Origin of the sequence: Aestuariibius violaceus, assembly GCF_040779325.2 — a bacterium.
In the GTDB taxonomy this organism is placed as follows: domain Bacteria; phylum Pseudomonadota; class Alphaproteobacteria; order Rhodobacterales; family Rhodobacteraceae; genus Aestuariibius; species Aestuariibius violaceus.
Genome location: NZ_JBFONT020000001.1, coordinates 1,284,979 through 1,298,336, shown reverse-complemented (window position 1 = coordinate 1,298,336; position 13,358 = coordinate 1,284,979). Strand labels below are relative to the sequence as shown.

14 protein-coding genes and 1 tRNA gene are annotated in these 13,358 nt (G+C 66.3%); 11 read left to right on the top strand and 4 right to left on the bottom strand.

Annotated features, from left to right (window positions below):
• Positions 1 to 22: 22 nt before the first annotated feature.
• From nudC to AADZ90_RS06570, 3 genes are read left to right on the top strand one after another with little or no spacing between them, the layout of a single operon-like run.
• Positions 23 to 973 (top strand): NAD(+) diphosphatase, encoded by a 951-nt coding sequence (gene nudC, locus AADZ90_RS06580; protein WP_367308535.1) that lies wholly within the window; start codon positions 23 to 25, stop codon positions 971 to 973.
• A gap of 39 nt (positions 974 to 1,012) precedes the next feature.
• Entirely contained in the window at positions 1,013 to 1,471 is a 459-nt protein-coding gene (locus tag AADZ90_RS06575; RefSeq protein WP_367308536.1) for an SRPBCC family protein, read from the top strand.
• A gap of 25 nt (positions 1,472 to 1,496) precedes the next feature.
• Positions 1,497 to 1,715, top strand: coding sequence for a hypothetical protein (locus tag AADZ90_RS06570; protein ID WP_367308537.1), 219 nt, complete (start codon positions 1,497 to 1,499; stop codon positions 1,713 to 1,715).
• Positions 1,716 to 1,778: 63 nt separating this feature from the next.
• Here AADZ90_RS06570 and AADZ90_RS06565 read toward each other — a convergent pair whose 3' ends face one another.
• Together AADZ90_RS06565 and uraH are read right to left on the bottom strand one after the other, a co-directional pair.
• Complete coding sequence (locus AADZ90_RS06565) at positions 1,779 to 2,417, bottom strand: NAD(P)-dependent oxidoreductase (protein ID WP_367308538.1); 639 nt, start codon at positions 2,415 to 2,417, stop codon at positions 1,779 to 1,781.
• Between the two features lie 240 nt (positions 2,418 to 2,657).
• The gene (uraH, locus tag AADZ90_RS06560) at positions 2,658 to 3,014 is read right to left on the bottom strand and encodes a hydroxyisourate hydrolase (RefSeq protein WP_367308539.1); all 357 of its coding nucleotides are present in this window, start codon (positions 3,012 to 3,014) and stop codon (positions 2,658 to 2,660) included.
• Positions 3,015 to 3,070: 56 nt separating this feature from the next.
• Here uraH and puuE point away from each other — a divergent pair, with 56 nt between their 5' ends.
• The 7 genes from puuE to AADZ90_RS06525 all read left to right on the top strand — a co-directional run bounded on the left by puuE (position 3,071) and on the right by AADZ90_RS06525 (position 11,029).
• Entirely contained in the window at positions 3,071 to 4,480 is a 1,410-nt protein-coding gene (puuE, locus tag AADZ90_RS06555) for an allantoinase PuuE (protein WP_367308540.1), read from the top strand.
• A gap of 67 nt (positions 4,481 to 4,547) precedes the next feature.
• On the top strand, positions 4,548 to 5,369 hold the full coding sequence (locus tag AADZ90_RS06550) for a bifunctional allantoicase/(S)-ureidoglycine aminohydrolase (RefSeq protein WP_367308541.1): 822 nt from the start codon (positions 4,548 to 4,550) through the stop codon (positions 5,367 to 5,369).
• Complete coding sequence (locus AADZ90_RS06545) at positions 5,366 to 5,845, top strand: ureidoglycolate lyase (protein WP_367308542.1); 480 nt, start codon at positions 5,366 to 5,368, stop codon at positions 5,843 to 5,845. Before AADZ90_RS06550 ends, AADZ90_RS06545 begins: the two co-directional genes overlap by 4 nt.
• The gene (locus AADZ90_RS06540; protein WP_367308543.1) at positions 5,842 to 6,651 is read left to right on the top strand and encodes an alpha/beta hydrolase; all 810 of its coding nucleotides are present in this window, start codon (positions 5,842 to 5,844) and stop codon (positions 6,649 to 6,651) included. Before AADZ90_RS06545 ends, AADZ90_RS06540 begins: the two co-directional genes overlap by 4 nt.
• A gap of 656 nt (positions 6,652 to 7,307) precedes the next feature.
• Positions 7,308 to 8,741, top strand: coding sequence for a cytochrome ubiquinol oxidase subunit I (locus tag AADZ90_RS06535; RefSeq protein ID WP_367308544.1), 1,434 nt, complete (start codon positions 7,308 to 7,310; stop codon positions 8,739 to 8,741).
• Positions 8,742 to 8,745: 4 nt separating this feature from the next.
• Positions 8,746 to 9,756 (top strand): cytochrome d ubiquinol oxidase subunit II, encoded by a 1,011-nt coding sequence (locus tag AADZ90_RS06530; RefSeq protein ID WP_367308545.1) that lies wholly within the window; start codon positions 8,746 to 8,748, stop codon positions 9,754 to 9,756.
• A gap of 94 nt (positions 9,757 to 9,850) precedes the next feature.
• Entirely contained in the window at positions 9,851 to 11,029 is a 1,179-nt protein-coding gene (locus AADZ90_RS06525; protein ID WP_367308546.1) for an LLM class flavin-dependent oxidoreductase, read from the top strand.
• A gap of 22 nt (positions 11,030 to 11,051) precedes the next feature.
• Here the strand turns inward: AADZ90_RS06525 and AADZ90_RS06520 are convergent.
• Positions 11,052 to 11,128, bottom strand: a tRNA-Met gene (locus AADZ90_RS06520).
• A 98-nt stretch (positions 11,129 to 11,226) separates the two neighbouring features.
• Positions 11,227 to 12,171, bottom strand: coding sequence for a hydroxymethylbilane synthase (hemC, locus tag AADZ90_RS06515; protein ID WP_367308547.1), 945 nt, complete (start codon positions 12,169 to 12,171; stop codon positions 11,227 to 11,229).
• Positions 12,172 to 12,268: 97 nt separating this feature from the next.
• On the opposite strand from hemC, the gene hemE reads away from it, so the two are divergent.
• Complete coding sequence (gene hemE / locus AADZ90_RS06510) at positions 12,269 to 13,303, top strand: uroporphyrinogen decarboxylase (RefSeq protein WP_367308548.1); 1,035 nt, start codon at positions 12,269 to 12,271, stop codon at positions 13,301 to 13,303.
• The last annotated feature ends 55 nt before the right edge of the window (positions 13,304 to 13,358 follow it).

The following is a 13,358-nucleotide window of genomic DNA, read 5'->3' as shown; positions in this document are numbered from 1 at the left end:
TGCATCACGCGCGGGATTCCCTATGAAGATCGCTGAAACCGTCACTTTCGGCGGATCGGGCCTCGACCGTGCGGCAGAGTGGCGCAGCCAGGCCGAAGACCTCCGCAAGGCGCCCGGGGCGACGGCCATTCCCTTCTGGCGCGGCAAACCGGTGATCGCGGGCATGGGGCGGCTCGGCCGGCTGCCGACCGATCATCGCATCTTCGCCGATGCGGCCGACTGGATCCTCTTGGGTCGCGAAAACGGCGCCCCCGTCTTCGCCGCAGACCTGCCCGCCTGGGCGGCCGACGGGCAGGACCTCTCCACCCTTGGCGCCTTCGCCGACCGCAGCGAACAGCAACACCCCTTCCTGCCCGATAGCGACCGCTTCGCCGAACTGCGCGCGGTCATGACAACGCTCTCGCCCCGCGATGCGGAGCTTGCTGCGACCGCCAAGGCCGTTCTCGGCTGGCACGCCACCCACCGCTTCTGCGCCAATTGCGGCACCGAAAGCCGCATCTCCGATGGCGGCTGGCAACGCCACTGCCCCTCCTGCGGCCGCCGCCACTTCCCCCGCACCGATCCGGTCGTCATCATGCTGATTACCCAGGGCAACGACGCGCTGATCGGACGCTCCCCCGGCTGGCCGGAGGGGATGTATTCGCTTCTGGCAGGCTTCGTCGAACCGGGCGAAACGGTCGAGGCTGCCGTCCGCCGCGAAACCTTTGAGGAGGCAGGCATCCGGATCGGCCCCGTCTCCTACCTTGCCAGCCAGCCCTGGCCGTTCCCGGCCTCCCTGATGATCGCCTGTCACGGAAAGGCGCTGACCCGCGAGATCACCCTCGACCCGGTCGAACTGGACGACGCACTCTGGCTCCCGCGCGAGGAGATGGCCGAGGTCTTCGCAGGCCGCCATCCCTCGATCCTGCCCGCACGCTCCGGCGCCATCGCCCACTTCATCCTGCGCAACTGGCTTGCGGACCGGCTGGATTGACGCGATGACAGGGGCGGAGCGGCCAAAAACGGAACCCCGATGAGATTGCGCACCACCGAAGATATTGCCCTGCCGCAGGACCGCGTCTTCGCCTATGTCACCGATTTCGACCTGCTCGAACGCCGCGCGCTGCGCCGCGGGGCCGAGGTACGGCGCCTCGATCAGGGCCCGGTCGGCAAGGACACCCGCTGGACGCTCGCCTTCGACTACCGCGGCAAGCACCGCAAGGTCGACAGCCAGGTCACGGACTTCACCCCGCCCGACGGCTACACCGTCGAAAGCCATAGCAGCGGTGTCGACATCGTCACCCGGGTCGAGCTTGCGCCCGCCGGGGCGGACCGCACCAGGCTCAAGCTCGTCCTCGACATCACCCCCAAGACGCTGCCGGCCCGCGTCCTCGTCCAGTCCCTCCGGCTCGGCCGCGGCGCGGTCGAAGCCCGGATGAGCCGTCGCCTCGCCGATTACGCGCGCGAGATCGAGGCGCGCCACGCCGCCTAGTTTTCCAACCGAAAGGAGCATTCCCATGAAACCCATTACCCTCACAGCCGCAGCCCTGCTGGCCCTCAGCGGCTGCACCGCGGTGGGCGAATTGATCATCCCGCCGACGGATCTGGAACTGGCCGAGGCCGATTGCGACGCGACCGGCATCCCGCGTACCGCGCCCAGCTACGAGGCCTGCGTGCAAGCCTACCTCGCCGACCTCCAGCGCCAGCGCGAGGTTGCCGAAGCCTCCCAGGGCTGACCTCCGATCGGGGACGGGGGGCGGGGCGATGCGGCGCTCGCGCCGCGAGCGCGCGACCCGTCCCTACCGTGCGAGAACGACATCGGCCTGCCGGTCGAGGTCGTGCTCGATCGCATCGATCAGATATTTCGCCACATCGGCCCGGGACACCAGCCCATTGCGCCAGGTCTTCGGACTGCGCAGCACCCGGAAGGTTCCCTTCGCGCCCTTCGTCATGATCACCGGCCGCACGATCGTCCAGTCCAGATCGCTGTTCAGGATCTTTTCCTCCTGAAGGTCCTTGTCGTCATAGACCCGGCCGAGGATCGCCCGGTGTCCCATCCGCTCGATCCGGCTCATCGCGTCCTGGCTGCGCCCCGCGCCGAACCCGGTCACGGCGATCAGCCGCGTCACCCCGGCCTTCGGCATCTCGGCCAGCAGCACCTTGGTCGTCTCCGAAAACAGCGTCTCCTCTTCCCAAAGCATCGAAACCCGTTCCCGGATCCCCAGCGCATAGATCACGGCCCGCACGCCCTCCAGCGCCCGCGCCACGTCTTCCGCCTTCAGCGCGTCCCCGGCAAACGGCTCCAGCTTCGGCGTCGGGTCCAGCTTGTCGGCCCCCCGCGCAAAGGCCCGCACCGCCAGCCCGCGCGACAGCGCTTCCTCCACAGCCTTCGCCCCGACCCCGGAGGTCGCGCCCATGATCAAGATCGGTGCGCTCATCGTCTCATCTCCAATTTCTTCGCCATCGTGGTCCCCCGACCCAGTCCCGCCCTAACGCACCGACCCGCAATTGGTCACGAGAACGTACGAAGATGTCGCGCAAATCCGCCGAGCACGGCAAAACTGCCAATTGCCTCCAGCAGACGTCGCAACGCGCCTTTGGTCCGGAATCAACGCCCAACGGGCCGCCGGGCCAGCCCCCGCTCGCTCAATGGCAAGCCGACAGGACTGGTGGTTCCGCTAACTCCCCCGATAGGTCGAATACCCGTAGGGCGACAGCAGCAGCGGCACATGGTAATGCGCCGCCTCCGCCATCCCGAACCGGATCGGCACCTCATCGAGGAACAGCACCCCGCCCTCGGCCAGCCCCGCCCGCCGCAGGTAGTCGCCCGCGTGAAAGACCAACTCGTAGGTGCCCACCGCAAACCGCGCCTCCGGCAGGATCGGCCCGTCCGTCCGCCCGTCCGCATTGGTCACGGAACGGCCCACTTGCTCCCTCCCCTCCGCGCCGTCAAGGCGCATCAGAACGATCTCGATCCCCTCCGCAGGCACCCCCCGCGCGGTGTCCAGAACGTGTGTCGTCAGATATCCCGCCATGGCCCCGGCCCTCCTTGCCCCTTTTCAATCCGCAGAAAGCGCGGCAATCAAGGAGGATGCACCGCTATCCCAGAGATTTCCACGGCCACGGGGCCACACCGCCTGACCCTCAATGGCCCGGCGGCGCCCGCATCGCCGTCCAGATCGTCCTGAACTACGAGGAAGGCGGCGAAAACAGCCTTCTTCACGGCGATCCGGCGTCCGAAGCCTTCCTCTCCGAAATCGTGGGCGCCCAGGCCTGGCCCGGCCAGCGCCACTGGAACATGGAATCGATCTACGATTACGGCGCCCGCGCCGGCTTCTGGCGCCTCCACCGCCTGCTCGCAGACCTCCCCATCACCGTCTTCGGCGTCGCCACCGCGCTGGCCCGTGCCCCCGCCCAGGTGAAAGCCATGCAGGAGGCCGGGTGGGAGATCGCCTCCCACGGCCTCAAATGGATCGAACACAAGGACATGGAGGAAGCCGAGGAGCGCGCCCAGATGGAAGACGCGATCCGCCTCCACACGGACGTCACCGGCGCGCGCCCCCAGGGCTGGTATACCGGCCGCTGCTCCATGAATACCGAACGGCTCGTCGCCGAGCTCGGCGGCTTCGCCTATGCCGCCGACAGCTACGCCGACGACCTGCCCTACTGGACGCGCCACGGCGAGGCCGACCTCCTCGTCGTCCCCTACACGCTCGATGCCAACGACATGCGCTTTGCCACGCCCCAGGGCTTCAACTCCGGCGACCAGTTCGAGGCCTATCTGCGCGACAGCTTCGATACGCTCTATGCCGAAGGCCTCGCGGGCCACCCCAGGATGCTGTCCATCGGCCTCCACTGCCGCCTCGCCGGGCGTCCGGGCCGCGCCGCCGCGCTCAAGCGCTTCCTCGACCACGCGAAGGGCCATGAAGGCGTCTGGTTCGCCACCCGCCTGCAGATCGCGGAACACTGGGCCGCCACCCATCCGCCCCAACCCCGCGAGCGCCCCAGCCAGATGGACCGCACGACCTTCACCGAGGCCTTCGGCGGCATCTACGAACACTCCCCCTGGATCGCCGACCGCGCCTACAAGCTGGAACTCGGCCCCGCTCATGACACCGCGACCGGCCTGCACGCCGCCCTCACCCGCATCTTCCGCGCCGCTTCCGCCGACGAGCGGCTGCAAGTCCTCAAGGCCCACCCCGACCTCGCCGGAAAACTCGCCGCCGCCAAACGCCTCACCGCCGACAGCACGTCCGAACAGGCCTCCGCCGGGCTCGACGCCCTGACCGACGACGAGCGTCAGCGCTTCACCGACCTCAACACCGCCTATACCGCCAAACACGGCATCCCCTTCATCATCGCCGTGCGCGACCACGACAAGGCGGGCATCCTGCGCGCCTTCGAACGCCGCCTCGACAACGACACCGAAACCGAGCTGCAGGAGGCCGCCCGTCAGGTCGAACGCATCGCCGAGCTTCGCCTCAAGGATCGCCTCCCATGACCCGCCCCCCGCTTCATCTGGCCAAAAATACTCAACTCCAACCGCGCCACCGGCGCCCCGCCCGACCATGACGCGCACCTACTACGCCCCCCGCGGCGGGCTTCCCAACCCGCGCACCCGCGCCCATGACCGCGCCCGGTTCACCCAGGCCTACGCCGTCATCCCGCGCGGCGTCATGTCCGACATCGTCTCCAGCTTCGTCCCCGGCTGGACCGGCTCGCGCGTCTGGATCCTCGCCCGGCCCATGTCGGGCTTCGCCGAAACCTTCGCCCAGTACATCGTCGAACTGATGCCCGGCGGTCGCGGCGACCGCCCCGAACCCGATCCCGAGGCGCAGGCCGTGCTCTTCGTCCTCCGCGGCGAACTTCAGCTGAACCTGGACGAAACGATCTACCGGCTCACCCCCGGCGCCTGGGCCTATATCCCGCCGGGGACCAACTGGCAGTGCCGCAACGCCGCCGACGACCGCACCAATTTCGTCTGGATCCGCAAGCGGTACGAGCCGGTTCCGGGCCTGCCCGCCCCCGACCCGATCATCTCCCACGACGACGATGTGGACCCCGAACCCATCCGCGGCACCGACCACGCCTGGTCCACCACCCGCTTCGTCGATCCCGGCGACCTGCGCCACGACATGCATGTCAACATCGTCACCTTCCATCCCGGCGCCACGATCCCCTTTGCCGAAACCCACGTGATGGAACACGGCCTCTACGTCCTGCAGGGCCGCGGCGTCTATTACCTCAATGAAAACTGGGTCGAGGTGGAAGAGGGCGATTTCCTCTGGCTGCGCGCCTTCTGCCCGCAGGCCTGCTACGCGGCGGGAACCGAACCCTTCCGCTACCTCCTCTACAAGGACGTCAACCGCCACCCGAAGCTGGCCCTATGACGCCCGAGCCGCTCACCGCTGACGCCTTCGCCCCCTACGGCGACGTGCTCGAGGCCACGGGCCAGAGCCGCGCGATCAATGCCGGCCTCTGCGCCCGCTTCCACGACCGCGCCCGGCTCGACTTCGGCCCCGAGGGGCAAGCGGGCATCTCCATCTTCCAGGCCGAGTGCCGCAGCCTGCCCTATGCCTGCGACCTCCTCGAACGGCACCCCGACGGCAGCCAAAGCTTCATCCCGATGAGTGCCGACCCCTTCCTCGTCATCGTCGCAGAAGACGATGCCGGTCACCCGACCCGCCCCCGCGCCTTCCTGACGAACGGGTCGCAGGGCGTCTCCTACCTGCGCGGCACCTGGCACGGCGTCCTCACCCCGCTGACCGGTCCCGGCCTCTTCGCCGTCATCGACCGCATCGGCGACACCCCGAACCTCGAAGAACACCGGCTGGTCGACCCTATCGTCATCAAGGGCACCCCATGATCACGCTCAAATGGATCGCCATCGCCGCCGTCGCACTCTACCTTGTCGCGGCTGTCGGAATGGCCCTCCTGCAGACCCGCCTGATCTTCCCCGCCTGGGCGGTCAGCGGCGATGCCGTGCCCCTTCCGACCGTGGCGGAACGGCTGGAGATCGACTTGCCCGAAGGCGGCCAGATCGTCGGCACCCGCCTGCCTGCGACCGAATCGAAACCGGCAAACGCGGCCCATATCCTCGCCTTCGGCGGCAACGCTTGGAACGCCGACGTCTTCGCCAATTACCTGCACGCGATCTTTCCAGACCGCGACATCACCGTCTTTCACTACCGCGGCTACAGCCCCAGCGACGGCGCCCCCAGCGCACAGGCCCTTCTCGAAGATGCACTGCTGATCCACGACCGGCTCCAGGCTGACCGCATTGCCATCGTCGGCGTCAGCATCGGCACCGGCCCCGCTGCCCATCTGGCGGCCGAGCGCCCGGTTGCCGGTACGCTCCTCATCACCCCGTTCGACAGCCTTCACGCGCTGGTGCGCGGCCACCACCCGTGGCTGCCCGTCCGTGCCCTCCTGCGGCACGAGATGGAGGCCGCGCAGGCGCTCTCCCGCTCCACCGCGCCAGTGGCGGTCATCGCCGCCGCCAACGACACCCTCGTGCCGCCCCGCCGCACCGTCGCCATTCGCGAGGCGGCGCAGACCCTGGTCTACGACCGCACCATCGCAGGCACCGACCACATCAACATCTTCGACAGCCCCGAATTCCCCCCGGCTCTTCGCGAAGCCTTGGAGCGGATCGAAGGCGCCTCCGGATAAAGCCTTCGATCAGAGACACATCGCGTCGAACAACCGCCCCGCCCGACGTCCCGCAGGAAGCCGATTTTCCAACGCGTCAATCGGCCGGCCCGTCAGACGTCTGGCGACGACACCTCAAAGCGCGACCACTGCAATCGCGCTCCTGGTCGGGCACACGGTCGGGCACACCCCTTATCTCGCATCTCAACCATGTGGGCCGTCATCCTCGGGATCGTCCGGATATCCAAGTCAACAATCCACCCCAAATGGCCTATACTATCTCCGGATCGAGATCGAAGCCTTACTGCTTTCCCACCCCACCGTGCCGGGCAACGCCCCTGGAACGCCCTGAGATGCAACGATTCGTCCCCTCATGTCCGACGAAAGTCCGACAGAAAGCAGACGGTATGCCGCCTTCGAAAACCAGCCCCCGACAGACCGCACAAACCCCTGTCAAGCCGGCCGGAATCTCCACGCAACGATTGGGGCCCGATGCAACGACACACTGTTTCACGCAACAAACCCGGCCCCCCGCGCAACAGCCCCGAATTGCCCATGACGCAGCGTCATGGCGTCTACGCCGCGCACCCTGTCGCACCCCCATTTGCCCCGCCAGAAACCGCCCCAAATAGAGGTCAAAGCAAGGACAGACAGACCCCACTCCGAAGGCCACAGCCATGATGGAAACGCTCCTCCTCTCCCGCATCCAGTTCGCGGCGAACATCTCGTTCCACATCCTCTTCCCGACGATCACGATCGCGCTCGGCTGGGTCCTCCTCTTCTTCCGCCTCCGCTTCTCCCAGACGGGCAACGAGAAGTGGATGGATGCCTATCGCTTCTGGGTGAAGGTCTTCGCCCTGTCCTTTGCCATGGGCGTCGTCTCGGGCATCACGATGTCCTTCCAGTTCGGCACGAACTGGCCCGGCTTCATGGAAACCGTGGGCAACATCGCGGGACCGCTGCTGGCCTATGAGGTGCTGACCGCCTTCTTCCTCGAGGCGGTGTTCCTTGGCATCATGCTCTTCGGATTTTCCCGTGTTCCCGGGTGGTTACACATCCTGGCGACCTTTCTCGTCGCCTTCGGCACGACCATGTCCGCCTTCTGGATCCTCGTCCTGAACTCCTGGATGCACACGCCACAAGGGTTCGAGATGATCGATGGCGTGGCGCATGCAACCAGCTGGGTCGAGATCATCTTCAACCCGTCCCTGCCCTACCGGTTCGGCCACATGATGCTGGCCTCTTTCCTGACCGTCAGCTTCCTGATCGCGGGCATCTCGGCCTATCGCTGGCTGCTTGGCGGGCGGACTTCGGGCGTGCGCGCCGCGCTCAAGACCAGCGTCTACGCCGCCGCGCTCCTGATCCCGGTGCAGATCTTCGTGGGCGACCTCCACGGCCTCAACACGCTGGAGTATCAGCCGGCCAAGGTCGCCGCGATGGAAGGCAACTGGGAGACCGACACTAACGTGCCGCTCCTCCTCTTCGCGTTGCCCGACGAAGAGACGCGTCAGAATCACTTCGAAATCGGCATCCCGAACATGGCATCGTTCATCCTGACTCATCATTTCGATGGGGAGGTGCCCGGCCTGAACGATTTCGTAACGGAAGACGGCGATACTCTGCATCCGCCCGTCGCCCCGGTCTTCTGGTCGTTCCGCGTCATGGTCGGCACCGGCCTGCTGATGCTCCTGATCAGCTGGTCGATTTCCGTCCTGATGTTGCGCCGCAGCCGCAGTAATGAACAAACGGTTAACGGCAAGACGGTCCGGACCCGCGCCGGCGTCGAGGGGCTGCCGAAATGGTCGCTCTACGCCCTCGTCGGCATGACCTTCTCGGGCTGGCTGGCGACGCTAGCGGGTTGGTATACAACGGAAATCGGCCGCCAGCCGTGGCTTGTCAACGGCGTGATGACGACCGAAATGGCCGTGGCCGACGTGCCGGCCCCGATGGTCCTCTCGACGCTGCTCGGCTACCTTTTCATCTACGCCGTGCTTCTGACGGCCTATGTCGGCGTCATCTTCTACCTCGCCCGCCGCACCTCCCGCGGTGAGCGGATCGAGCCTCTGGCGCCCGATTCCGAAAAGGCCCAAGCCATCGTCGCAGCGGAGTAAGTCCATGGAATTGTTCGGAGATCCCGCCATCTGGCTCCCCTGGACCTTCGCGGCGCTCATGGGTGTCTCGATCCTGATCTACGTCGTCCTCGACGGCTTCGACCTGGGCGTAGGGCTGCTGTTCCCGCTGGCCACGCCGGACGAGAAGGACCGCATGATCGCCTCCATCGGCCCGTTCTGGGACGCCAATGAAACCTGGCTGGTGCTCGCCGTCGGTCTCCTCCTCGTCGCCTTCCCGGTGGCCCACGGCACCATTCTGACGGCTCTCTACCTGCCCGTCGCGATGATGTTGACGGGCCTTATTCTGCGGGGCGTGGCGTTCGAATTCAGGGTCAAGGCCCCCACCTCCCATAAAGAGCGCTGGAACTGGGCCTTCTTCACGGGCTCTGCAATGACCTCGGTCGCCCAAGGCTTCATGCTTGGCATGTATATCATGGGCCTCGAATACACCTGGGCGACCTTCGGCTTCGCCCTTGTCACCGCCGCCTTCCTCACCGTCGGCTACAGCTTCATCGGCGCCTGCTGGCTGATCCTCAAGACCGAGGATCGCCTGCAAATCAAGGCGGTGGAATGGGCCAAAGGCGGCAAGTGGGGCGTGATCCTGGGGATTGCCGCGATTTCTTTGGCAACGCCGCTGACATCGTCCCGCATCTGGGAGAAATGGACGAGCTGGCCCAGTATGCTCTATCTCTCGCCGCTCCCCATCCTGTCGCTGATCTGCATCTTCGGAATTTGGTGGCTCCTCCAACGGATGCCCGCGAAGAACGACCGGTACTCGCTCCTGCCGTTCGTGCTGGCCACGACGCTCTTCGTCCTCGCCTTCCTCGGCATGGCCTACAGCTTCTACCCCTATGTCGTCCCCGAGCAGCTGACGATCTACGAGGCCGCGTCGGCCCCCGAAAGCCTCTTCATCATCTTGATCGGCACCTGTTTCGTGCTGCCCGCGATCCTGCTCTACACCGCGCTCGCCTACACGATCTTCCGCGGCAAGGCGCGGGATCTGCGCTACGACTGACGCCGCGACGCGGCGACGAAAATCCTTGGTCCGGCCCTGCTGCCCGTGCTCAATTTCCTTGGGGAAGACACGCGGGCTATGGGAGGACCACCACATGCAAGACCGGATGCGCTTTGGCATTTTTCTGGCGCCGTTTCACAAGCCGGGGATCAATCCGACACTGGCGCTGGAACAGGATCTCGACCTCGCCGAATGGCTGGACCGTTGCGATTATGACGAGATCTGGTTCGGCGAACACCATTCCGCGGGGTCCGAGATCTCGGCCAGCCCGGAGCTGATGATCGCCACCGCCGCCTGCCGCACCAAGCGCATCAAGCTGGGCACCGGCGTCGTTTCGGTGAGCTATCACAACCCGCTTTGGGTGGCCGAACGGATCGTGCAGCTGGATCACCTGACCCGCGGGCGGGTGATGCTGGGCGTCGGCCCCGGGTCGCTGCCGACGGATGCGACGATGATCGGCCTCAGCCAGAAGGATACGCGCGGGCTGCTGGACGACGGCCTGGGCGTGATGATGAAGCTCATCCGCGGGACCGAGCCGGTGACCTTCAAGAACGACCGGTGGGAGCTGACCGAGGCGCGCCTGCACCTGCGCCCCTATTCCAATTTCGACATCGCCACCGCCGCCGTCGCCTCCCCCACCGGCCCGCGGCTGGCCGGCAAGCACGGGGTGGGCATGCTGTCCATCGGGGCGACCACGGCCGCCGGTTTCGATGCGCTGGCGCTGCATTGGGACGTGATCGAGGAGGAGGCCAAGCATCACGGGCACAAGGTCGACCGCAGCAAGTGGCGGCTTGTCGGGCTTTGCCATATCGCCGAAACGAAGGAACAGGCGCGTAAGGATGTCGAATACGGCATCGAGCACTGGTTCAACTATTTCCAGGAAATCGCCGCCTTCCCGCAGATGTCGATGCCCGGTCAGAACGCCGCGGAGATGATCGACTTCATCAACGATTCGGGCTTCGGCGCCATCGGCACGCCCGAGATGTGCCGCGCCCAGATCGAGCGTCTGTGGAAGCAGTCGAACGGTGGGTTCGGGGCCTATCTGATGCTCGCCCATAACTGGGCCAATTTCGAGGCGACAAAGCGCAGCTACGAGCTGATCGCGCGCGAGGTCTTCCCGCATTTCCAGGGGCAGCACCATTCAACGATGGAGGCGGCGATCCGCGCCCAGAAGATGCGGCCGGAACTGGCGGAAATCCACGCGAAGGCGGTCGAGACGGCACAGCAGAATTACGCCGCCGAGAAGGAGTCGCGCACGGCAGAAACCGCATGAGGCGTCCGGTCTGTTAAGGGGTTGGTAGCGGAGGAGGGACTTGAACCCCCGACACGCGGATTATGATTCCGCTGCTCTAACCAACTGAGCTACTCCGCCAACAGCCCGCCAGATAAGCGAGCCCCGCGGGCCCGTCAAGCCGCAAGATCGTGGAAATCCCTTTGAGCCAAAGGGGTTTCCCGTGGCGTCGCGCTACACTAACGCCAGTCGAAAAAGCCCTCGCCCGCCCGGTCCAAAAGGCGCTTTCCCAGCGCTTCCCCCATCGCGCCCGCATCCTCCAGCGGGGCTTCTTCCGTATCATCGATCCGCTCTGACCCGTCGGGGCGCAGGACCTCGCCCCGCAGGGCGACCGAGCCGCCGGTCAACGTGGCGAGCCCGGCAATCGGTGTTTCACAGGATCCGTCGAGCGCGGCGAGGAACGCGCGCTCGGCCGCGAGCCGATGGCCGGTTTCCTCGTCGTGGATCGCAGCGAGCATGTCACCCACGCGGGCGTCGTCGCCCCGCCGTTCGATCCCGATGGCGCCTTGCCCAACGGCGGGCAGCATGTCGTTCACATCGATAGCGGTCCGCGGCACATCCTCGAGGTTCAAACGGTTCAGGCCGGCCATGGCGAGGAAGGTTGCCTCTGCCACGCCATCTTCGAGCTTTTTCAGGCGTGTCTGGAGGTTGCCCCGGAACTCCACGATCTTCAGATCCGGACGGCGGTTGGACAGCTGAGCCCGGCGCCGCAGGCTGGACGTGCCGACAACCGCGCCGTCGGGCAGATCGGCCAGCGTCAGCCCGCCGGGAGAGATGAAGGCATCCCGCACGTCCTCTCGCGGGAGGTAGGTGTTGAGGAGCAGTCCGCAGGGCTGTTCGACCGGCATGTCCTTGGTCGAATGCACGGCCAGGTCGATCTCGCCCGACAGCAGCGCTTCTTCGATCTCTTTCGTGAAGAGGCCCTTGCCGCCGACCTCTTTCAGTGGGCGGTCGATGATCTTGTCACCGGTCGTCTTGATGACGACGATCGTGAACGCCTCGTAGGGCAGATCCCAGGCGCGGGCGAGCCGGTCGCGTGTTTCGTTCGCCTGGGCGAGTGCCAGGGGCGATCCGCGGGTTCCGATTTTCAGGGCGTTGTCGGGGGTGGGCAAGTCGATCGTCATGGCGCCAGCATTAGAGGTGTCAGGCAGCGCTGACAATCGCTTGACAACCGGGCCCCCGCTTCGCACCACGGGGCCGAACCGCAAGGCGAGGGCCAGAATGACCGACAAGACCATCTTGCGCGCCTTGCGCGGTGAAACCCTGCCGACCCCGCCGATCTGGATCATGCGCCAGGCGGGCCGCTATCTGCCGGAATACCGCGCGACGCGGGAGAAGGCCGGGGATTTCCTGTCGCTCTGCTACACGCCGGAACTGGCTGCCGAGGTCACTCTGCAGCCGATCCGCCGCTATGGGTTCGACGCGTCGATCCTGTTTGCCGATATCCTGCTGGTGCCCGATGCGCTGGGCGCCGATCTGTGGTTCGTCACGGGCGAGGGGCCGCGCCTGTCGACAATCGAAAGCCAAGCGGATTTCGACAAGCTGCGCCCAGCGCATGCGATCCACGACCACCTTGCCCCCGTGTACCAGACACTTCGCATCCTGCGGGAAGAACTGCCCGAGGAGACGACCCTGATCGGGTTTGCCGGCGCGCCCTGGACTGTCGCCACCTATATGATCGCGGGCCGCGGCACGCCCGATCAGGGGCCCGCCCACAAGATGCGGGTCGAGGCGCCCGAGCTTTTCGAGGCGGTAATGGAGCGGCTGATCGACGCCACGATCGACTACCTTTCGGCGCAGGTCGCCGCCGGGGCCGAGGTCATCAAGCTGTTCGATAGCTGGGCCGGATCGCTGGAGGGCGCGGCGTTCGAGCGCTGGTCGATTGCGCCCATGGCGCGGATCACCGCCGCACTCAAGGCGCGCTATCCAGACCTGCCCGTCATCGCCTTCCCCCGCGGCGCGGGAGAGCGCTATGCCGGCCTTCACGGGCAGATCGGTGCCGATTGCATCGCGATCGATCAGGGCGTCTCGGCAGAGTGGGCGGCCGCGAACGTGCAGATCAGTGGTTGCGTGCAGGGCAACCTTGCCCCCGAGCACCTTGTCACCGGCGGGCAGGCTTTGGTCGATGAGGCGCAGAAGGTCATGCGCGCATTCTCCGGCGGGCCGCATATTTTCAACCTCGGCCATGGGATCACGCCGGATGCCGATCCGGAGAACGTGCAGAGGTTGATCGAGGTCGTTCGGGCCGGTATCTGAGGTCGGGCGCGGCCCGGCATTGCCGCCGGGCGGGGGCAACTGAGCGGCGCGTCAC

Bases quoted from the DNA above. Each gene is read 5' to 3' on its own strand.
- nudC (WP_367308535.1), top strand. From the start codon at position 23: ATGAAGATCGCTGAAACCGTCACTTTCGGCGGATCGGGCCTCGACCGT.
- AADZ90_RS06575 (WP_367308536.1), top strand. From the start codon at position 1,013: ATGAGATTGCGCACCACCGAAGATATTGCCCTGCCGCAGGACCGCGTC.
- AADZ90_RS06570 (WP_367308537.1), top strand. From the start codon at position 1,497: ATGAAACCCATTACCCTCACAGCCGCAGCCCTGCTGGCCCTCAGCGGC.
- AADZ90_RS06565 (WP_367308538.1), bottom strand. From the start codon at position 2,417: ATGAGCGCACCGATCTTGATCATGGGCGCGACCTCCGGGGTCGGGGCG.
- uraH (WP_367308539.1), bottom strand. From the start codon at position 3,014: ATGGCGGGATATCTGACGACACACGTTCTGGACACCGCGCGGGGGGTG.
- puuE (WP_367308540.1), top strand. From the start codon at position 3,071: ATGCACCGCTATCCCAGAGATTTCCACGGCCACGGGGCCACACCGCCT.
- AADZ90_RS06550 (WP_367308541.1), top strand. From the start codon at position 4,548: ATGACGCGCACCTACTACGCCCCCCGCGGCGGGCTTCCCAACCCGCGC.
- AADZ90_RS06545 (WP_367308542.1), top strand. From the start codon at position 5,366: ATGACGCCCGAGCCGCTCACCGCTGACGCCTTCGCCCCCTACGGCGAC.
- AADZ90_RS06540 (WP_367308543.1), top strand. From the start codon at position 5,842: ATGATCACGCTCAAATGGATCGCCATCGCCGCCGTCGCACTCTACCTT.
- AADZ90_RS06535 (WP_367308544.1), top strand. From the start codon at position 7,308: ATGATGGAAACGCTCCTCCTCTCCCGCATCCAGTTCGCGGCGAACATC.
- AADZ90_RS06530 (WP_367308545.1), top strand. From the start codon at position 8,746: ATGGAATTGTTCGGAGATCCCGCCATCTGGCTCCCCTGGACCTTCGCG.
- AADZ90_RS06525 (WP_367308546.1), top strand. From the start codon at position 9,851: ATGCAAGACCGGATGCGCTTTGGCATTTTTCTGGCGCCGTTTCACAAG.
- hemC (WP_367308547.1), bottom strand. From the start codon at position 12,171: ATGACGATCGACTTGCCCACCCCCGACAACGCCCTGAAAATCGGAACC.
- hemE (WP_367308548.1), top strand. From the start codon at position 12,269: ATGACCGACAAGACCATCTTGCGCGCCTTGCGCGGTGAAACCCTGCCG.